Annotated in this window: 16 protein-coding genes; 10 read left to right on the top strand and 6 right to left on the bottom strand. The window is 74.0% G+C overall.

Annotation, left to right across the window (positions count from 1 at the left end; all coding sequences use genetic code 11):
• The first annotated feature begins 54 nt into the window (after positions 1-54).
• Entirely contained in the window at positions 55-1,872 is a 1,818-nt protein-coding gene (locus MJ876_RS20140) for a 3-hydroxyacyl-CoA dehydrogenase family protein (RefSeq protein WP_240239135.1), read from the top strand.
• Positions 1,873-1,906: 34 nt separating this feature from the next.
• Here the strand turns inward: MJ876_RS20140 and MJ876_RS20135 are convergent, their stop codons facing one another.
• Together MJ876_RS20135 and MJ876_RS20130 are read right to left on the bottom strand one after the other, a co-directional pair.
• On the bottom strand, positions 1,907-2,704 hold the full coding sequence (locus MJ876_RS20135) for an endo alpha-1,4 polygalactosaminidase (protein ID WP_240239134.1): 798 nt from the start codon (positions 2,702-2,704) through the stop codon (positions 1,907-1,909).
• Positions 2,705-2,900: 196 nt separating this feature from the next.
• Complete coding sequence (locus MJ876_RS20130; RefSeq protein WP_240239133.1) at positions 2,901-3,446, bottom strand: CGNR zinc finger domain-containing protein; 546 nt, start codon at positions 3,444-3,446, stop codon at positions 2,901-2,903.
• A gap of 39 nt (positions 3,447-3,485) precedes the next feature.
• Here MJ876_RS20130 and MJ876_RS20125 point away from each other — a divergent pair, with 39 nt between their 5' ends.
• The 3 genes from MJ876_RS20125 (at position 3,486) to MJ876_RS20115 (ending at position 7,254) form a co-directional block, all read left to right on the top strand.
• Entirely contained in the window at positions 3,486-4,475 is a 990-nt protein-coding gene (locus MJ876_RS20125; RefSeq protein ID WP_240239132.1) for a DMT family transporter, read from the top strand.
• The gene (locus tag MJ876_RS20120; RefSeq protein WP_240239131.1) at positions 4,472-5,242 is read left to right on the top strand and encodes a trans-aconitate 2-methyltransferase; all 771 of its coding nucleotides are present in this window, start codon (positions 4,472-4,474) and stop codon (positions 5,240-5,242) included. Before MJ876_RS20125 ends, MJ876_RS20120 begins: the two co-directional genes overlap by 4 nt.
• A gap of 86 nt (positions 5,243-5,328) precedes the next feature.
• Positions 5,329-7,254, top strand: coding sequence for a KUP/HAK/KT family potassium transporter (locus MJ876_RS20115; protein WP_240239130.1), 1,926 nt, complete (start codon positions 5,329-5,331; stop codon positions 7,252-7,254).
• A gap of 27 nt (positions 7,255-7,281) precedes the next feature.
• Here the strand turns inward: MJ876_RS20115 and MJ876_RS20110 are convergent, their stop codons facing one another.
• Together MJ876_RS20110 and ccrA are read right to left on the bottom strand one after the other, a co-directional pair.
• On the bottom strand, positions 7,282-8,625 hold the full coding sequence (locus MJ876_RS20110) for a hypothetical protein (protein WP_240239129.1): 1,344 nt from the start codon (positions 8,623-8,625) through the stop codon (positions 7,282-7,284).
• A gap of 183 nt (positions 8,626-8,808) precedes the next feature.
• On the bottom strand, positions 8,809-10,149 hold the full coding sequence (gene ccrA / locus MJ876_RS20105; protein WP_240239128.1) for a crotonyl-CoA carboxylase/reductase: 1,341 nt from the start codon (positions 10,147-10,149) through the stop codon (positions 8,809-8,811).
• Between the two features lie 220 nt (positions 10,150-10,369).
• On the opposite strand from ccrA, the gene MJ876_RS20100 reads away from it, so the two are divergent.
• Genes MJ876_RS20100 through MJ876_RS20090 form a run of 3 tightly spaced genes read left to right on the top strand, consistent with a single transcriptional unit; the run spans position 10,370 to position 14,170 of the window.
• Positions 10,370-12,097 carry an alpha/beta hydrolase gene (locus MJ876_RS20100; protein ID WP_240239126.1) on the top strand — a complete coding sequence of 576 codons (1,728 nt, stop codon included), beginning with the start codon at positions 10,370-10,372 and terminating at the stop codon, positions 12,095-12,097.
• On the top strand, positions 12,081-12,959 hold the full coding sequence (locus MJ876_RS20095; protein ID WP_240239124.1) for an alpha/beta fold hydrolase: 879 nt from the start codon (positions 12,081-12,083) through the stop codon (positions 12,957-12,959). The genes MJ876_RS20100 and MJ876_RS20095 overlap by 17 nt, the downstream gene beginning before the upstream one ends.
• Positions 12,956-14,170, top strand: a complete 1,215-nt coding sequence (locus tag MJ876_RS20090; RefSeq protein ID WP_240239120.1) for an acyl-CoA dehydrogenase family protein — start codon at positions 12,956-12,958, stop codon at positions 14,168-14,170. The genes MJ876_RS20095 and MJ876_RS20090 overlap by 4 nt, the downstream gene beginning before the upstream one ends.
• Positions 14,171-14,584: 414 nt before the next feature.
• On the opposite strand, the gene mce is transcribed toward MJ876_RS20090, so the two are convergent.
• Positions 14,585-15,043, bottom strand: coding sequence for a methylmalonyl-CoA epimerase (mce, locus tag MJ876_RS20085; RefSeq protein ID WP_374202488.1), 459 nt, complete (start codon positions 15,041-15,043; stop codon positions 14,585-14,587).
• Between the two features lie 119 nt (positions 15,044-15,162).
• Between mce and MJ876_RS20080 the strand changes: the two genes are divergently transcribed.
• The 3 genes from MJ876_RS20080 (at position 15,163) to MJ876_RS20070 (ending at position 18,700) form a co-directional block, all read left to right on the top strand.
• On the top strand, positions 15,163-16,350 hold the full coding sequence (locus tag MJ876_RS20080) for an acetyl-CoA C-acetyltransferase (RefSeq protein WP_240239117.1): 1,188 nt from the start codon (positions 15,163-15,165) through the stop codon (positions 16,348-16,350).
• Entirely contained in the window at positions 16,347-17,336 is a 990-nt protein-coding gene (gene meaB, locus MJ876_RS20075) for a methylmalonyl Co-A mutase-associated GTPase MeaB (protein ID WP_240239201.1), read from the top strand. The genes MJ876_RS20080 and meaB overlap by 4 nt, the downstream gene beginning before the upstream one ends.
• Positions 17,337-17,401: 65 nt before the next feature.
• On the top strand, positions 17,402-18,700 hold the full coding sequence (locus MJ876_RS20070) for a hypothetical protein (protein WP_240239116.1): 1,299 nt from the start codon (positions 17,402-17,404) through the stop codon (positions 18,698-18,700).
• 15 nt (positions 18,701-18,715) lie between these two features.
• Here the strand turns inward: MJ876_RS20070 and MJ876_RS20065 are convergent, their stop codons facing one another.
• On the bottom strand, positions 18,716-19,798 hold the full coding sequence (locus tag MJ876_RS20065) for a serine/threonine-protein kinase (protein WP_240239115.1): 1,083 nt from the start codon (positions 19,796-19,798) through the stop codon (positions 18,716-18,718).
• Positions 19,799-19,935: the final 137 nt, after the last annotated feature.

The raw sequence follows: 19,935 nt of genomic DNA, 5'->3' as shown, positions 1-19,935 counted from the left end.
CGGGTGGCCGACGTCACAGGCCCGGCGTCGGGACCCCGTGGCAGGATCGCGCGCATGACCGCGAGCGCCACCGAGACCGCAGCCGCCTCGACCGAGACCCCCCGTACGGACGTCGTGGGGGTCGTGGGCCTCGGCACCATGGGTGCCGGCATCGCCGAGGTCTTCGCCCGGCACGGCTTCTCCGTGATCGGCGTCGAGGTCGACGACGCCGCGGCCGACCGCGGCCAGGGCCACCTCGACCACTCCACGAGCCGGGCCGTCGCCCGCGGCAAGCTGTCGGAGGACGACGCCGCCGCGCTGCTGGGCCGCGTCCGGATCAGCACCGACCTCTCCGACCTGGCCGACGCCACCCTCGTCGTCGAGGCCGTCGGCGAGTCGCTGGACCTCAAGCGCTCGCTCTTCAGCCGGCTCGACGAGATCGTCAGCCCCGACGCCGTTCTCGCGACCAACACCTCCTCGCTGTCGGTCACCGAGATCTCGGCCGCGACCTCGCACCCGGGCCGTGTGGTCGGCATGCACTTCTTCAACCCGGCGCCGGTGCAGAAGTTCGTCGAGGTGGTGCGCACCGTCGTCACCGAGCCGCGCGTGCTCGACGAGGTCACGGGCCTCGTGGAGAAGCTGGGCAAGAGCCCGGTGGTGTGCGGCGACCGCGCCGGCTTCATCGCCAACACGCTGCTGTTCGGCTACCTCAACCACGCCGCGTCCATGTTCGAGGGCCGCTACGCCACCCGCGAGGACATCGACGCCGCGATGCGCTTCGGCTGCGGCTACCCGATGGGCCCGCTGGCCCTGCTCGACCTCATCGGCCTGGACACGGCGTACGAGATCCTCGAGACGATGTACCGCCAGGGCCGCGACCGGCTCCACGCGCCCACGCCGCTGCTGAAGCAGATGGTCTCGGCGGGCCTGCTGGGCCGCAAGACCGGGCGCGGCTTCTACACCTACGAGAAGCCCGACAGCCCCGTGGTGGTGGACGACGAGCGCACGCCGTCGGCCGCCGACGCACCCGAGGTGCGCCGCCAGGTCCGCACGGTCGGGGTCGTCGGCACCGGCACCATGGCCTCCGGCATCGTCGAGGTCTTCGCCAAGGGCGGCTTCGACGTGCTCTACGTCGGCCGCTCGGCCGACAAGGTCGACGCGGTGGCCGCCCGGGTCGCGAAGTCGCTGGACAAGGCCGTGCAGCGCGGCAAGCTCGAGGAGTCCGCCCGCGACGAGGTGCTCGGTCGGCTCACCGGCACGACCTCGCTCGACGACCTGTCGTCGGTCGACCTCGTGGTCGAGGCGATCGCCGAGGACCTGGCCGTCAAGACCACCCTGTTCGAGAACCTCGACGAGATCTGCCGCGACGGCGCGATCCTGGCGACGACGACGTCGTCCCTGCCCGTCATCGAGCTCGCCAGGGTGACGTCGCGGCCCGGGGACGTGGTGGGCATGCACTTCTTCAACCCGGCGCCGGTGATGAAGCTGGTCGAGGTCGTGTCGACGGTGGCCACCGCGGAGGACGTCGCCGAGACCACCCGGGCGCTGTGCGGAGCGGTCGGCAAGGTGGCCGTCTCGTGCGGCGACCGGGCCGGCTTCATTGTCAACGCGCTGTTGTTCCCCTACCTGAACGACGCCGTGAAGATGCTCGAGGGCCACTACGCGACGGCGGACGACATCGACACCGCCATGAAGCTGGGCTGCGCCCTGCCGATGGGACCGTTCGAGCTGCTCGACGTGGTCGGCAACGACGTCTCGCTGGCGATCCAGCGCGAGCTCTACCTGGAGTTCCGCGAGCCGGGGTTCGCCCCGGCGCCGCTGCTGGAGCACCTGGTGACCGCCGGCTACCTCGGCCGCAAGACCGGCCGGGGCTTCCGCGACCACAGCCGCTGATCCCTCCGCCGGGGCCGCGCCGCCCCGGGGGGCGTCAGCACCAGCGGCGGACGCCCTTCGGGGAGACCGCGTAGTCGCGACGGACGAGGGCGATCCGGCCCTCCCACTGGCGGCAGGCCCGCGTGAAGGCCTCCGCCCCGTACTCCACGGCGAGCACGCGAGGGCCGTAGTACCTCCGGTAGGCCCCGCACTCGTCGTACTCGGCGCACTCCTCGGCGACCGCGAAGTCGAGGCCGAAGCGGGTCCCGTCCCACCCGGCGCGGTTCTTCTGCGCGATGGCCAGGCCGGCCTCGTGGGCCCGGTCGGCGAGCAGGCGGACGAAGGCGTTCGTCTGACGGGGCTCGATGAGGTCCTTGCTGCGCAGGAAGGAGTCGAGGTTGTCCGGCTCGACGGCGTCGTACCCGGCCTCGGCGCAGCCGGTCATCCAGCGCCCGACGATCGCCGCGAGACGCCGGCGCTTCTCGGCGGTGCGGATGTCGAGCAGCCACTCGCCCCACCCCGAGTCGACGACGGCGCGGCCGTGCTTCTTCAGGACCAGGCCCCAGCGCTGCCTCCAGAACCGCTTCTCGTTCGGCTGGGTCTGGAAGGCGTTGACGTAGCAGACGTCGTACACGTCCCCGCGCTCCACCGGTGGGGCCTCGCGGTCGCGGACGACGACGTGCACGTCGTCGGGGACGCCGCGGACCCCACCGATCTGGTAGTCCCAGCGGTCGACCGCCGGCAGCGGCCGCGGCCCGTCACCCCCGCGGGCGACCTGCGCCGTGGCGCCGCCGGGGAGCAGGGCGCCCAGCAGGGCGAGGGCCAGGGCGGCGAGCAGCAGTCGGGGGCGCACCCCGGCAGTCTGCCGGATCCGGGCCCACGCCGGTCGGGGTGCGAGGGCCCCTGGGCCCGAGCCCCGGCACCTCGGCAGCCGCACGGCGTCCGCCGGTCTCTCGCCGGGTCTCGAGGCTCGCTCCGCTCGCACCTCGACCGGCGGCGGGGACGGGGCGCTCGCACCTCGACCGGCGGCGGGGACCGGGCGCCGTCCCTCAGCCGGTCGGCGTCGCGCGCTGGCGGGCGCGGTAGGCGGCGGCGGCCTCGCGGTTCGTGCAGGCGGTCGAGCAGAACCGGCGCGAGCGGTTGCGGGAGAGGTCCAGGACGAGGCCCTCGCAACCGTCGGCGGCGCAGAGGGCGAGCCGGGAGAGCTCGTCGGCGCGGATGACGTCGATCATGGCCATGGCGGTCTCGACCGCGATCCGGTCGGGCAGGGGCCGGTCGTCGTCGATGGCGTGCAGGTGCCAGTCCCACTCGCCGTGACGGGCCAGCCGGGGGACGGCGCCGGCCTCGGCGAGCAGGGTGTTGACCATCGGCGCCGCCTCGTCCCGCTCCGCGGTGAGGAGGGACCGCAGGGCGGGCCGCAGGGCGCGGACAGCCTCGAGCTCGGCGACGTCACCGTCGCGGCGGCCGGTGTAGCCGAACTCGTCCCACACGGCGTCGAGGTCGGCCACCTCGGTCAGGGTGTCCGGCTCCTCCGCACTGTTCACGAGCGCGGTGGCCGCCTGGAGGGCCACCACCGTGTCATGAGTGAAATCCATGTTGACACCTTACGCCATCCGCTCCTAGGGTCAGGACCCATGGGCACGATGACTCCTGACGCGCGTACCGGGACCGTCGCGACCGGCCTCGCCTTCGCGCTCGTGTCGGCGACCGCCTTCGGCCTCGCCGGGCCCCTCGCGCGCGGGCTGCTCGACGAGGGCTGGAGCGCGGGGGCCGCCGTGCTCGTCAGGGTCGGCATCGCCGCGGTGGTGCTCGCCGTCCCGACGGCCGTCGTGCTCCGGGGGCGCTGGGGGCTGCTGGCCGCCAACGCCCGCCTCGTCACCCTGTACGGCCTGGCTGCGGTCGCGGGCATCCAGCTGGCCTTCTTCTACGCCGTCACCTACCTCGACGTCGGCGTCGCCCTGCTCATCGAGTACACCGCGCCGGTCGCGGTGGTGCTGTGGATGTGGCTGCGTCACGCCCAGCGTCCCGGCCGGCTGACCCTGCTGGGCGCCGTGGTGGCGGCCGCCGGGCTCGTGCTCGTCCTCGACGTGCTCTCGGGGGCCTCCCTCGACCCCGTCGGCGTGCTGTGGGCGCTCGCCGCGATGCTCGGCCTGGCGGTCTACTTCGTCGTCTCCGCCGACGTCGAGAACGGCCTGCCACCGATCGTGCTGGCGGAGGGCGGCCTCGTGGTCGGCACCACCGTGCTCGGCCTCGCCGGCCTGGTCGGCCTCGTGCCGATGACGGCCTCCACCGCCCCCGCGTCCTACGCCGGGTCCTCCCTGCCCTGGTGGGTCGCCGCCCTGGGCCTCGGCGTCGTCTGCGCGGCCCTCGCCTACGCCACCGGTGTCGCCGCCGGGCGGCGCCTGGGCTCGCGGCTGGCCTCGTTCGTGGGGCTCTCGGAGGTCGTCGCCGCGCTCGTCTTCTCCGTCCTCCTCCTCGCCGAGCTCCCGGGCCCGCTGCAGCTCCTCGGCGGGGTCCTCGTGCTGGTGGGCGTCCTGCTCGTCCGGGCGGGGGAGCCGGCCGCCGCGCAGCCGCTCGCGGAGGTGCCGCCCGGCCCGCCGGTGGTGGAGGATGCCCGTCGATGACCCGCGAGTGGGACGCCTCGACGTACGACGCCCTGCCCCTGCCCCACGAGCAGTGGGGCGCCGGGGTGCTCGACCGCCTGGACCTGCCCGGCGACGGCACCGGCAGTCGGGTCCTCGACGCCGGGTGCGGCACGGGGCGCGACGCCGCCGCGCTGACGCAGCGGCGTCCGGGCGCCGAGCTCGTGCTGCTCGACGGCTCCGTGCAGATGCTCGAGCGGGCCCGCGAGCGGCTCGGCGACGGGGCGACGTACGTGCACGCCGACCTCACCCGACCGCTGCCGCCGCAGGTCGGGACCGTCGACGCCGTCATGAGCGTGGCGGCCTTCCACTGGGTGGGCGACCACCGTGCCCTCTTCGCCCACCTCGCCACGGTCCTGCGCCCGTCCGGGCGGCTCGTGGCCGAGTGCGGCGGCGCCGGCAACCTGGCGGCCATGGACACCGCGCTCGCCGCGGGCCGCGAGGCCTTCGACCTGGGCGCGGACCCGGGGGAGTGGTGCTTCGCCGACGCCGGGCGGACCCGCGCCGACCTCGAGGCCGCCGGGCTGCTCGTGGACGACGTCCGCCTGCGACCCCACCCGGTGCGGCTCGACGAGCCCGGCCTGCTGCGGCGCTACCTGGCCACCGTCGTGCTCGGCGGGTACGCCGCGGGCCTGGGGGACCGGTTCGACGCGTTCGTCGACACGGTGGCCCGGGCCATGCCCGAGCCCGTCGTGGACTACGTCCGCCTCGAGCTCGAGGCCAGGGCCCCGGCGGTTCCCGCGTCCTGAGAGCCGCACCCAGGATCGCGGGCTAGCATCCGCCGGGCGCGCGACGGTCGGGTCGCGCCCGGGGCGCGTCGGGCGAGGAGCGGTCGGTGGCGGAGGACGGCACGGCCGGGCGGTCGGGCTCGGCGGCGAGCGCGGCGCTCGTGGTGGGTGCCCTCGGGGTCGTCTTCGGCGACATCGGCACCAGCACGCTCTACACGATGAGCACCGTGCTGGGCGCGCAGTCGTCCGGGCCGCTGCCCGCCGAGACCGTGTACGGCGTGGTCTCGACGCTGGTCTGGACGCTGGTGCTCGTCGTCTCGGTGCTGTACGTGGGCCTGCTGCTGAGCCGCGACAACGAGGGCGAGGGCGGACTGCTGGCCCTGTTCGGGCTCCTGCGCGGCCGGCTGCGGTCCCGCCGGGCCGTCACCGCGGTGACCGTGCTCGCGGTCGTCGGCGCCGCCGCGTTCCTCGGCGACAGCATGATCACCCCCGCGATCTCGGTGCTGTCCGCCGTCGAGGGCGTCGAGACGGCCGACCCTGCGCTCGCGCCGTACGTCGTGCCGATCGCGGTGGTGGTCCTCGTCGCCCTGTTCGCCGTGCAGCGCTTCGGCACCGGGCGCATCGGGGCCCTGTTCGGGCCGGTCATGGTGCTGTGGTTCGCCGTCCTGGCCGTCACCGGCGGGGCCGCGGTCGTGCAGCGGCCGGACGTCCTGCAGGCGCTGTCGCCCACCTGGGCCGTCCACTACCTCACCCAGGACCCGACGGTCGCGTTCCTGTCGCTCGGGTCGGTCGTCCTCGCGGTCACCGGCGCCGAGGCGCTGTACGCCGACCTCGGCCACTTCGGCCGCTCCGCCGTCAGCCGCGCGTGGTGGCTCGTCGTCCTGCCCGCCCTGGTCCTCAGCTACCTCGGGCAGGGCGCGCGGGTCATCGGCACCCCGCCCGACGAGGTGTCCCACGTGTTCTTCGGGCTGGCGCCGTCGTGGGCCCTGCTGCCGCTCGTCGTGCTCGCCACCATGGCGACGATGATCGCCTCGCAGGCCGTCATCACCGGCGCCTACTCCGTGGTCCACCAGGCGGGTCGTCTCGGCCTGCTCCCGCCGGTGCGCGTGCGCCGTCCCTCGCCCGACGAGCCGCGGCGCATCTACGCGCCGTCGGTCAACCTCGTCCTCGGCGTCGGGGTGGTCGTCATCGCCGTGGCCTTCGGCTCCTCCGAGCGGCTCGCGGCGGCGTACGGCGTCGCGGTGACCGTGACCATCGTCATCACCGCCACCCTCTTCCTCGTGCTGCTGAGCACGGAGTCCGGCGCGCTCGGCGGGCGTGTCGTGCGCTGGCTCGTGGGCGGTGCGTCCTGGCTGGTCGCCCTCACCTTCGTCGTCGCGACCTTCCCGAAGGTCGCCGACGGCGGCTGGCTGCCGGTCGGGCTGGCGCTCGTGCTGTCGCTGCTCATGGCGTCGTGGCGGGCGGGCACCCGGCGCACCGCCGCCGAGGTGGCCGCGCTCGAGCCCAGCGTCGACGCCTGGGTGGCCGGCCTGCGCGACGCCCCGCCGCAGGTGCTCAGCGGGACGGCGGTCTACCTCACCCGCGGCGCCGACCGGGTCCCGCTGGCCCTGTCGCTCTCCGCGGAGCGGGACGGCGCGGTCCACCACCGGGTCGTCCTGCTCACGCTGACCACCGAGGACGTCCCGCGCGTGCCCGCCGAGCGTCGCGGCGGCGTGCTGCGCGTGCTCGACCTCCCCGGCGCGCGGGTGGCCGTCGTCCACCTCCGCGTGGGGTACGCCGACCTCGCCCGCCCCCGCCGGGCCCTGGCCCGCGTGTCGAGCGGCGGCAGCGGGCACGACGAGCAGCTGGACGACTTCGACCTCGACGGCGCGACGTACTACCTGTCCATGCCGGTCCCCGGGCCCGGCCGCGGCCTGCCGCGCTGGCAGCAGCGGGGCTACCTCGTGCTGAGCAGGCTCACGCCCGACCCGACCCTGCTGCTCGACCTGCCCGACGACCGCACCGTCGTGCTCGGGCGCCGCATCGAGCTGTAGCGAGGGGGCCCGGCGCCCCGGCCCGCGCTACTTCTTGCGCGGGCCCTTCGACGGCGCCGCGGCCGGGCTGGCCTGCGTCGCCTCCGGGTCGCCCGGCGCACCGGGCACGTCCTGGTCGGCCTGATCGGCCTCGTCGTCGCCGAAGCCCGCGACCACGTCGCGCAGGGCGCCCAGCTGGACGGCGATCGCCTCGCGGCGCTTCGTCATCCGCTCGACCTGCGACCGGAGGGCGGCCAGCTCGCGCTCGGCCTCCTTGGTGCGGTTGTCGGTGATCGACTCGGCCTGGGTGCGGGCCGACGCCACGACCTGCTCCGCCTCGCGGCGGGCCCGCGACAGGATGGCCTCCGACTCCGACTGGGCCTGCTGACGGTGCGCGGTGGCCTGGGCGATCGCGTCGCGGGCGCGGGCCTCGGCGGCGGTCGCGCGCTCCTCGGCCTCGGTGACCAGGCGCTTGGTCTCCGCGGTGGCCGACTCGTGGTGGTCGGAGGCCTCGCGGGCCAGCCGCTCCTTCTCGACGGCGAGGGCGCGGCGGGCCTCCTGGGCCTCGCGGTCGGCCGCGGCGCGGACCTTCTCGGCCTCACGGGTCGCGGAGGTCCGGACCTCGTTGGCCTCCTGCTCGGCGGCGAGCCGCAGCTGGTCGGCCTCGCGCTGGGCCGACGCGCGGAGGTCGTCGCCCTCGGAGCGGGCCAGGGCCCGCTCGGTCTCGGCGTCGGCGAGGACCCGGTTGCGGGTCTCGTCGAGGTCCTTCAGCTGCACCAGGCGCATGTCCTCGGCGTCGCGGCTGGCCTCGGCGCGGATCGCCTTCGCGTCCCGCTCCGCCTGCTCGCGGATCTCCGAGGCCTCCCGCTCGGCGGCGCGCCGCACGTCGGCGGCCTCCTCCTCCGCGAGGCGGAGCATCGCGGAGGCTCGGCCGCCGAGCCCGGCGTACGAGGGGTTCCGGTTCTCCGCGAGCTCGGCCTCGAGCTGCGCGATGCGGGCCTCCAGCTCGCCGTGGCGACGCTCGGCCTCGGCGAGGTCGGTGGCCAGGGCCGCCCGCTCCCCGGCCAGCTCGCGGACCTTCGCGTCGACCGCGTCGGCGTCGTAGCCGTTGCGGCGCACACGGGGGAAGCTGGGCGGCAGGCTCGGGGCCGGGCGGGCTGCCGGACGGGTGGGCGCGGGGCGCGACGCGGGCGCCTGCGGGCGTGCGGCCGGGGCGCCCGCCGGCGCCTGCTGGGTCCCCTGGGTGGGTACCGGCGTCGTGCTCGGGCCCTGGTCCGCCGTCACCGCCGGCAGGGCCTGGGTGGCGCGGTCGTCCTGGTTGGTGGTGGCGCCCTCGCTGGAGGACGGCGCGTCCGCGTCGTCGTCGAAGATGGACAGGCCGCGGTCGCTCATGCAGGCACCTTCCGGGGTCGCGAGGTCGTCGTGGACAAGCACCCAGTCTGTCCGATCGGGCCGCGAGAACCCACCCCGGTCCGGTGTGGCGCACGCCCTGTCGCACGAGATCCCGCGCCCCGGCGGCGAAGCCGGTGACGCGGGATCTCGTCGAGGTGTCCGACGGGTGCCGTCAGGGTCCGCTCAGACCCCGCGGAACCGGTTGATGGCGTCCAGGTGGGTCGCCCGCAGCTCGTGGTCGTGGACGCCGAGGCCCTCCTCGGGGGCGAGGCAGAGCACCCCGACCTTGCCCTGGTGCTTGTTGTGGTGGACGTCGAGCGTGGCCTGGCCGACCTCGTCGAGGGAGTAGGTCCGCGACAGGGTCGGGTGGATCTTGCCCTTGGCGATCAGGCGGTTGGCCTCCCACGACTCGCGGTAGTTCGCGAAGTGCGAGGAGATGATCCGCTTCAGGTTCATCCACAGGTAGCGGTTGTCGTACTCGTGCATGTAGCCGCTGGTCGACGCGCAGGTGGTGATGGTGCCGCCCTTGCGGGTGACGAACACCGACGCACCGAAGGTCTCGCGACCCGGGTGCTCGAAGACGATGTCGATGTCCTCACCGCCGGTGAGCTCACGGATCCGCTTGCCGAAGCGGCGCCACTCGCGGGGGTCCTGCTCGGTGCCCTCGTCGTTCCAGAACCGGTAGTCCTCCGCCGAGCGGTTGATGATCAGCTCGGCGCCCATGGAGCGGGCGATGTCGGCCTTCTCCTCGCTGGAGACGACGCAGATCGGGGTCGCGCCGCCGTTGAGGGCGTACTGCGTCGCGAAGCCGCCCAGCCCGCCGGAGGCACCCCAGATGAGCACGTTGTCGCCCTGCTTCATCTGCCCGCCGTTGCGCGAGACCAGCTGGCGGTACGCCGTGCAGTTGACGAGGCCGGGGGAGGCGGCCTCCTCCCACGTCAGGTGCTCGGGCTTCGGCATGAGCTGGTTGGCCTTCACCAGCGCGACGTCCGCGAGGCCGCCGAAGTTCGTCTCGAAGCCCCAGATGCGCTGCTCGGGGTCGAGCATCGTGTCGTTGTGGCCGTCGGGGCCCTCGAGCTCGACGGAGAGGCAGTGGGCCACGACCTCCTGCCCGGGCTTCCAGGTGTGGACGCCGGGGCCGGTGCGTAGGACGACGCCGGCGAGGTCGGAGCCGACGACGTGGTACGGCAGGTCGTGGCGCTTGGCCAGCGGCGACAGGCGTCCGTAGCGCTCGAGGAAGCCGAAGGTGGAGACGGGCTCGAAGATCGAGGTCCAGACGGTGTTGTAGTTGATGGCGCTGGCCATGACCGCCACGAGGGCCTCACCCGGGCCCAGCTCGGGCATCGCCACCTCGTCGACGTGGAGGGACTTGCGCGGGTCCTTCTCCTTCGCGGCGAGGCCCTCGAACATGCCGACGTCCTCCTTGGCGACGAAGGCGGCGCGGTAGGCCTCCGGGAGGGGGAGGGCGGCGAAGTCCTCCGACGACGTGTCGCCGGCCTGGATGGCGTCGAGGATGTGCTGCACGGGGGTCTCCTACCTGGTGCGCGACAGGGTCGCGGGGCTCTCTCGGTCCGGGTGGCAGGCAACGTACCCATGAGTAACCTCGAGCGGGGGACTCCGTGTCGTACGTCACGGTCCCCGGCGCCGTGCCCCCGCCGCCCGGACGGGCGCCGCGGCGGGCCCACCTGTCCATCCGGGCACCTGTGTGTGTTCCCAGTCACAGGATCTCGCCTACTGTCAGCACATGAGCCAGACCGACTCGGACACCGCCGAGCAGACCGAGGTGAACGGCGAGCTCGCCACCCCCCTCGACATGCTGCTCGCCGACGCCTCCTCCAGCCTCCCGCGCCGCTTCGTCCCCGGCATGTCCGGTGTCCGCTTCGCCGCGGGTCTCGCCCGCCACCCGCGTCGTGTGGTGGGCCGCACCGCCGGCCTCGCCGGGGAGCTGGTCAAGGTCGGCCTCGGCCGCTCCGAGCTGGCCCCCGACGAGAAGGACAGGCGCTTCGGTGACGACGCCTGGGCGAAGAACCCGCTGTTCAGGCGGGCCCTGCAGACCTACCTGGCCACCGGGCGGGCGGCCCGCGGGCTGGTCGACGACGCCGAGCTGGACTGGGGCGACGACCACCGGATCCGCTTCATCGTCGACAACATCGTCGAGGCCGCCTCGCCGAGCAACCACCCGCTGACGAACCCGAAGGTCCTCAAGCGGACGCTGGACACCGGTGGCGGCAACCTGATCGAGGGGTCGCGGCGGTTCGTCCGCGACTTCGCGACGTCCCCCCGGGTGCCGTCCATGGTCGAGCCCGACGCCTTCGAGGTGGGCGCCGACATGGCGGTCACGCCCGGCGCCGTCGTCCTGCGCACCGAGCAGCTGGAGCTGATCCAGTACGCCCCGCAGACCGACAAGGTCCACGAGATCCCGATGCTGATCGTGCCGCCGACGATCAACAAGTACTACGTCATCGACCTGGCCCCGGAGCGCTCCCTGGTCGAGCACCTGGTCCGCTCCGGCAAGACGGTGTTCTGCATCTCCTGGCGCAACCCCGACGTCCGGCACGCCGAGTGGGACCTCGACACGTACGGCGCGGCGATCCTCGAGGCGATGGACGCCGTCCAGGCCATCTCGCGGCAGTCGAGCACCTCGGTCTTCGGCATCTGCTCCGGCGGCATGATCGCCTCGATGGTGCTGGCGCACCTCGCCGAGGTCGGCGAGCTCGACCGGGTGGCGTCGTACACGCTGGCGGTGACGGTGCTCGACCAGGCCCGGGCCGGCGTGACCAGCGCCCTGATGTCGCACAAGGCGGCCGCGGCCTCGACCCGGGCCTCGCAGGAGAAGGGCTACCTCGACGGGCGCACCTTGGCGGAGGTGTTCGCCTGGCTGCGGCCCAACGACCTGATCTGGAACTACTGGGTCAACAACTACCTGATGGGCCACGCGCCGAAGGCCTTCGACATCCTCTACTGGAACGCCGACCCCGTGCGGATGTCGGCAGGGATGCACCGCGACTTCATGGACCTCGCGCTGCGCAACGCGCTGGTGGAGCCGAAGGCGTCGACGATGCTCGGCTCGCCGGTCGACCTGTCGAAGATCACCACCGACTCCTACGTCGTCGCGGGGATCGCCGACCACCTCTGCCAGTGGCAGTCCTGCTACCAGGCCACCCAGCTCTTCGGGGGCGACGTGCGGTTCGTGCTGTCCACGAGTGGGCACATCGCAGCCATGGTCAACCCGCCCGGCAACCCCAAGGCCAACTTCCGTGCCTCCCCGGAGAGGGACGGACACCCGGTGAACCCGGCGTCCCCCGAGGACTGGCTGGCGAGCGCCAACCGCGTGCAGGGCAGCTGGTGGGAGAACTGGTCCGAGTGGCTGTCCACCCGGTCGGGCGGCGAGCGCAACAAGCCGCGCAAGCTCGGCAACGTCGACCACGAGCCGGTCGCGGAGGCGCCGGGCACCTATGTCCACGACCGCTGAGGAGCGGCACGTGGCGACGCCGGGCTCCCGCGGGGACGCCGCGCCGGACCGGATCCGACAGGTCTCCGTCCGGGGCCTGACCGCCCGGGTCTCCGTGCGCCCGGGCACGGGACCCCTCGTCGACGCGCCGCCGCTGCTGGCGTGCAACGGCATCGGCATCAGCCTGGAGGCGCTCCAGCCGCTGGTCGACCACCTGTCGCCCCACCGCGGCGTCGTCCGGTTCGACGTGCCGGGCATCGGGGGCTCCCAGCTGCCGCCGACGCCGTACCCCATCGCGGCGCTGAGCTCGTGGGTGACCGCGCTGATGAAGAAGCTGGGCCACCGGCGCTTCGACGTCTTCGGGCTGTCGTGGGGCGGGGGGCTGGCGCAGCAGCTGGCCCTGCAGTCGCCGCGCCGGGTCCGGCGGGTCGTCCTCGCCGCCACCGGCACCGGCGTGCTCATGGTGCCGGCGCGACCCGAGGTGCTGCGGATCATGTCGACGCCGCGCCGTCACCGCGACCCGGCGTACGCCCGCGAGGTGGCCTCGACCATCTACGGCGGCTCGATGCGCACGAACCCCGAGCAGGGGGCGGCGCTGCTGCACGCCACCACCCGGTCCGGCCCGAAGCGCGGCTACTACTACCAGCTCGCGGCGATGACCGGCTGGAGCAGCCTGCCCTTCCTGCCCCTGGTGCGTCAGCCGACCCTCGTCATGGGTGGGGACGACGACCCGATCATCCCGGTGGTCAACCCCCGCATGCAGGCGGCGCTGATCCCCGGCTCCCGCCTGCACGTCTACTCGGGCGGGCACCTGGACCTCCTGGTGCAGGCCTCGACGAACGTCCCCGTCATCGAGCAGTTCCTGAGCGAGGAGAACCCGTGACCGCCACCGCACCGTCCCCGCAGGAGTCGATCCACGTCGACGAGTCCCCGTTCTCCGACTTCCTCGGGTTCGAGCTGCTGCTCGCGGAGGAGGACCGCGAGCTGCTCAGCCGGGTCCGGGCCTTCATGACCCGTGAGGTCGAGCCGGTCATCAACGACTACTGGACCCGGGCCGAGTTCCCGCACGAGCTGGTGCCCGGGATGGCGGAGCTGGGCATCGCCGGTCTGGCGTACGACGGCCCCGGCTGCCCCGCCCGCGGCGCGCTGGTCGACGGCCTCGTGGCGATGGAGCTCGCGCGGGTCGACCCGTCGATCGGCACGTTCATGGGCGTCCACGGCGGCCTGGCCATGGGTTCGGTCATGATCGGCGGCTCGGACGAGCAGCGTGAGCGCTGGCTGCCCGCGATGGCGCGCATGGAGCTGATCGGCGCCTTCGGCCTCACCGAGCCGGACGTCGGCTCCGCGATCAGCCAGGGCCTGCAGACCACCGCCACCCGCGACGGCGACGGCTGGGTGCTCAACGGGGCGAAGAAGTGGATCGGCAACGCCGCCTTCGCCGACCTCGTCATCATCTGGGCCCGCGACACCGACGACGGCCAGGTCAAGGGCTTCGTGGTGGAGAAGGGCACCGAGGGCATCTCCTTCACCAAGCAGGAGGACAAGATCGCGCTGCGGGTCGTCCAGAACGCCGAGATCACCCTGACCGACTGCTACGTCCCCGAGGCGAACCGGCTGGGGCGCGCGGAGTCGTTCCGCACGACGTCCGAGGTGCTGCGCGTGACCCGGATGGGTGTCGCCTGGCAGGCCGCCGGCTGCGCGCGCGGCGCGTTCGAGCACGCCCTGCGCTACACCAAGCAGCGCCAGCAGTTCGGTCGCCCGATCGCCGGCTTCCAGCTGGTGCAGGACCTGCTGGTGAAGATGCTGTCGAACGTCACCAGCTCGACGGCGATGAACGCGCGGGCCTCGCAGCTGCAGGACGCCGGCCAGCTCCGCGACGAGCACGCCTCGCTGTGCAAGGCGCACTCGACCGCCCGGATGCGCGAGGCCACGGGCTGGGCCCGCGAGGTCCTCGGCGGCAACGGCATCCTGCTGGAGCACCACGTCGGCCGCTTCGTGGCCGACGCCGAGGCGATCTACTCCTACGAGGGCACCCGCGAGATCAACACCCTCATCGTCGGCCGCGCCATCACGGGCGAGTCCGCCTTCGTCTAGGACGTCGAGTCGGCACGTCTGCGCAGCTGGGAGGCGGCGAGTCGGCACGTCCGCGCAGCTGGGAGACGTCGAGTCGGCACGTCTGCGCAGCTGGGAGACGTCGAGTCGGCACGTCTGCGCAGCTGAGAGGCGGCGAGTCGGCACGTCTGCGCAGCTGGGAGGCGGCGAGTCGGCACGTCTGCGCAGCTGAGAGGCGGCGAGTCGGCACGTCTGCGCAGCTGGGAGACGTGGACGGCGCGGCGAGCTCAGTGTTCGGCGCCGCCGAGCTGTGGACCGTCGGCACGTGCCCAGTCCTGCGCAGACGTGCCGACTCGACCCCCTGGGGTTGCGCAGACGTGCCGACTCGACCCCCTGGGGTTGCGCAGATGTGCCGACTCGACCCCCTGGTGGTGCGCAGATGTGCCGACTCGGCGGTCAGTGGGCGGCGGCGGGCTCCACGAGCTCCACGAGGACGCCGCCGGCGTCCTTGGGGTGGACGAAGTTGATGCGGGAGCCCGCGGTGCCGCGGCGCGGCTCGTCGTACAGCAGCCGCAGGCCGCGCTCGCGCAGGGTCGCGCTGACGGCGTCGACGTCGGTGACGCGGTAGGCGACCTGCTGCAGGCCGGGGCCGCTTCGGTCGAGGAACTTCGCGATGGTCGACTCGGGCGAGAGCGGGGCGAGCAGCTGGACGCAGGAGCCCGAGTCGCCCACGGCCATCATCGCCTCGCGGACGCCCTGCTCCTCGTTCACCTCCTCGTGGGCCAGCGTCATGCCGAAGGAGTCGCGGTAGAACGCGATGGCCGCGTCGAGGTCCGGCACGGCGACGCCCACGTGGTCGACGGCCGTGAACAGGTCGGGGGTCAGCCCGGAGGTGGAGTCACTCATGCCGGCCATCGTCGTACGGCGGGCGGTCGCGCGGGGCAGGGTGTGACGTGCGTGACACCTCTCGTCGTCGCCCGTACCCGTCGGTAAGGTCCGATCCAGCAGCACCACCCACCAGCCTGGAGGCCAGCATGTCCGGATCCGTGATCGTCGCCGGGGCCCGCACCCCGATCGGCCGCCTGCTCGGCGGGCTCAAGACCCTGTCGGCCGCCGACCTCGGTGGCGTCGCCATCAAGGGCGCCCTGGAGAAGGCCGGCGTGGACGGCGACCAGGTCGACTATCTGATCATGGGCCAGGTCATCCTCGCCGGCGCCGGCCAGAACCCGGCCCGCACCGCCGGCCTCGCCGCCGGCCTGCCCGCGTCGCTGCCCTCGATCACCATCAACAAGGTGTGCCTGTCCGGCCTGAACGCCATCGCCACCGCCGACCAGATGATCCGCGCCGGCGAGGCCGACATCATCGTGGCGGGCGGCATGGAGTCGATGACCAACGCGCCGCACCTGCTGCCGAAGTCCCGCGAGGGCACGAAGTACGGCGACGCGACGCTCGTCGACTCGATGGCGTACGACGCGCTGTACGACCAGCTCACCCAGCAGGCCATGGGTGCGCTGACCGAGCAGTGCAACGCCGACGGCTTGCAGCTGACGCGCGAGGAGCAGGACGCCTTCTCCGCCCGCTCCCACCAGCGCGCCGCGGAGGCGTGGAAGAACGGCGTCTTCGACGAGGAGGTCGTCCCGGTGTCGATCCCGCAGCGCAAGGGCGACCCGGTCGTCGTCAGCGCGGACGAGGGCGTCCGCGGCGACACCACCACGGAGTCGCTCGGCGGCCTGCGCCCCGCCTTCGACAAGCAGGGCACCATCACCGCGGGCTCGGCCTCCCAGATCTCCGACGGCGCCTGCGCCGTGGTCGTCATGAGCAAGGCCAAGGCCGAGGAGCTCGGCCTCGAGTGGCTGGCGGAGATCGGTGCGCACGGGATGGTGGCCGGGCCCGACTCGACGCTGCAGATGCAGCCCGCCAACGCCACCGCCAAGGCGTGCGCGAAGGAGGGCATCGAGCCGTCCGACCTCGACCTCGTGGAGTTCAACGAGGCCTTCGCCGCGGTCGGCATCGCCTCGGCCCGCGAGCTGGGTCTCGACGAGGACAAGGTCAACGTCAACGGCGGCGCCATCGCGCTCGGTCACCCGGTCGGCATGTCCGGCGCCCGCGTCGTCCTCCACCTCGCGCTCGAGCTCAAGCGCCGCGGCGGCGGCACCGGTGCGGCCGCGCTGTGCGGCGGCGGCGGCCAGGGCGACGCCCTGATCGTCAAGGTCCCCGCCTGAGCCCGGCCCCCGGCCTTACGGCACGACGGCACGGCGGCGACGCCGCGGACCTCGTCTCCCGCGCCCGCGGGGGCGAGGTCCGCGCCGTCGCCCGTCTCGTCTCGTGGGTCGAGGACGAGGCCCCCGGCCTGCCGGAGGTCGCGCGGCTGCTCGCCCCGCACACCGGGCGGGCCCAGGTCGTCGGCGTCACCGGCGCCCCGGGGGTCGGCAAGTCGACGACGACCAACGCGCTCATCGCCGCCCTGCGGGGGGCCGGCCGCTCCGTGGGCGTGCTCGCCGTCGACCCGTCGTCCCCGTTCTCCGGCGGGGCGCTGCTCGGCGACCGGGTGCGGATGGGTGACCACGCCGGCGACGACGGGGTCTTCATCCGCTCGATGGCCGCCCGCGGTCACCTCGGTGGCCTCGCTTGGTCCACCCCGCAGGCGGTGCGCGTCCTCGACGCCTCCGGGTACGACGTCGTGCTCGTCGAGACGGTCGGCGTGGGCCAGTCCGAGGTCGAGGTCGCCGGGCTCGCCGACACGACGCTGGTGCTGCTCGCGCCGGGCCTGGGCGACGGCATCCAGGCCGCGAAGGCCGGGATCCTGGAGACCGCGGACGTCCTCGGCGTCAACAAGGCCGACCGGGAGGGAGCCGACCGGCTGGTCCACGACCTCCGCGCGGCGATGAACCTGACCGAGCGGCACGCCGACGACTGGCGGCCCCCGATCCAGCGGACGGTCGCCCGCGACGGCTCCGGGATGCCCGAGCTGGTGGGTCGGCTCGACGAGCACCGCGAGTGGCTGACGACCACCGGCGAGCTCGCCCGACGCCGGACCCGGCGGGCGCGCGCGGAGGTCGAGGCCATCGCCGTGGCCAGGCTCCGGGCCCGGTGGTCCGACCTGTCCGGCTCGGCCGACCTCGACGACCTGGCCGCCGCCGTCGCCGCCGGGTCGACCGACCCGTACGCCGCCGCCGAGGTGCTCCTCGACCACCTCCCGACGCGCTGATCCGCGACTCCGGCGCCCGACGAGCCGGGGTTGGGCGGGCCCGCCGACGGGTAGTGTCCTCGACCGTGCTGCGCCGCCTCGTCTCCCTCAGCCTGGCCACCGGCCTGCTGAGCCTGAGCGGGGTCGTCGGCGCTCCGGCGCACGCCGACGAGGAGACGACGTCCCCCGCCGGCGGCATGGTCCTGCCGGGGGACGACCTCGAGCAGGAGTCGTCGGACCTCGGCGCGCCGGTGGAGGTCACGGCCGGCACCTGGCGCGGCGAGCTCGGCGAGGGCGACGGCGCCGACGGGTCCCGCTACTTCGTCTACGAGCGCACGATCGAGGACAGCACCGTGATCGTCTCGGCGCTCAGCCCGGGGGCGGAGCAGTCGGCGCCGGACGGCATCTCGCTGTCGGCCACCAACCCGGCCGGCGAGGACTGCGTCGTCTCCCCGAACAACGCCTACAAGTACGACACCGACTTCGTCACCCTGAGCGCCTCCCTGGCGATCGGGGTGCAGGAGGCGGTGGCGGACGACGACTTCCTGTGCCTGACCGACGACCGGCTCGTCATCGCCCTCACCCGCGACACCGACACGGCCGGCACCGCGCCGTACGCCCTGCGGATCGTCGAGGAGTCCCCGCTCGCCTCCGACGAGGGGCTCCCCGGCCCGCTCGAGGAGCTGCCCGAGCCTGAGGCGCCGAGCGTCGAGGGCGACCCGGAGGAGGTGGCGGGCGCCCCCGGTCTGGGTGACGCCCCCGAGGTCCGCGACGGGATCTACCAGCAGGCGGGCCGCTCGGACCGGACCACGTACTACCGCGTCCCCGACGTCCGCTGGGGTCAGAGCGTCCGTGCCGCCGCGGTGGTGCAGCCGTCGTCGGACCTGGACGAGTTCGAGACGGGACCCGAGGTGACCGTCTCGGTCCTGAGCCCGATGGGCGACTACATCGGCGGCAGCTACACCAACGTCAGCCGCACCGAGCCGGAGCGGGCGGTCATCGACTCCGGACCGGTGCGCTACCGCAACCGGTTCAACGACTCCGAGACCCTCCCGTGGGCCGCCGGCGACCACTACCTGCGGGTGACGGTCGAGCCGACCGGCGAGCAGGACGAGATGGACGTCGACTTCACCCTGCAGGTGCAGGTCGCGGGCGAGGAGGACGACGCCCCCGACTTCACCGAGTCCGACGCCTACCTGGTCGCCGACGGCGACCAGCAGCCGGTGATCACCGCCTGGGGCGTCTCGGCGCTCGACCGGGTGCTCGGTGGCCTGGGGACCGTGGTCCGCTACGGCGGCGCCGCGATCCTGGGCGTCCTCGGCCTGGTCACGCTCGTGCTCGGCGTGCGCACCCTGCGGACGACGCCCAGCCCCCGCGCCGCCTGAGGGTGCCGATCCGGGCTAGCCGGACAGCGCGAGCACGGCGGCCAGGACCAGCAGGACGACGCCCACCCCGACCAGGGCGGCGCCCTTGACGGTCTGGCCGAGCGGGCGTCGTACGGCGGGGTCGCGCGGCGGGCCGGACGGCGCCCGCGCGGCCCGCGAGCCCGGGGAGGACGTCGGCGTGCCCGAGCCCTGGTCGAGGTGCGGGGTGCGGGTGGGGGCCTGGGAGGCGTCGAGCGGGGTGCCGGCCGCCGGGTGGTCGTAGGCCTCGAAGACGTCGGTGACCTCGATCGCCTCGCCCGGCTCCGCCGGCATGGAGGCGAGGTCGAGGGCGGCGAGCTCGGACCGCATCGTCGCGGCGTCGACGGGGCGCGACGGCGAGTCCGGGTCGGCCGCACGGCGCAGGAGGGACACCAGCGCCGCCACCCGCGGGTCGTCGGCGCGGGGGATCGGCAGGTCCGGCCCGACGGGGCCCTGCGCGGGCGGTCGGATCCCGCTGAGCATCTCGAGCCCGACGACGCCCACCGAGTAGAGGTCCTGGCGCGGGTCCGGGTCCGCGCCGTGCTCCTGCTCGGGCGGCATGTAGCCGGGTGTCCCGATCGCCCCTCCCGCGCGGGTCATCCGGGGTGAGTCCACGGGCGCGGCGATCCCGAAGTCCGTCAGGCGCAGGTGGGGGCGGGCGCGACCGGTGGGCTCGAGCAGCAGGTTCGCGGGCTTCACGTCGCGGTGCACGATGCCGGCGGCGTGGACCGCCTCCAGCGCCTGCAGGGTCTGGTCGAGCAGGGTGGCCGTCCAGCGGGCCGGGAGGGCGCCGAAGCGTCGGAGGAGGTCGGCCACGGAGCCGCCCCGCACGAGCGGCATCGTGAACAGCACGCGGTCGTCCATGCCCGCCCACGACTCCGGCGTCACCACGTGGCGGTGGTCGATGCGCACGGACTGCTCCCGCACGAACCGCAGCAGCGAGGCCGCGTCCGACTGCTGGAGGATCTTCGCGACCTTCAACCGGCCGTCGTCGGTGTCGCGGATGGTCCACACGGTGCCCATGCCGCCCATGGCGACCGGCTCGAGCAGCTCGTAGCGCCCCGCGAACACCTCACCCACGGGGCCACCCTAGGTCCGGTCCCGGGCGATGGGCGAGGATGGGCGCATGACGCAACAGCCGTTCAGCCGCCCCGGCGCGGTCGACCTGTCCGCCCTGAAGCGTCCCGCTCCGCCCGCCGGCGCCGCGCCCGGCGGAC

This window comes from Nocardioides sp. CFH 31398, from assembly GCF_022436705.1.
GTDB lineage: Bacteria > Actinomycetota > Actinomycetes > Propionibacteriales > Nocardioidaceae > Nocardioides.
Note: the sequence above shows the minus strand (reverse complement) of the source record. Positions and strands in the feature narration are given on the sequence as shown.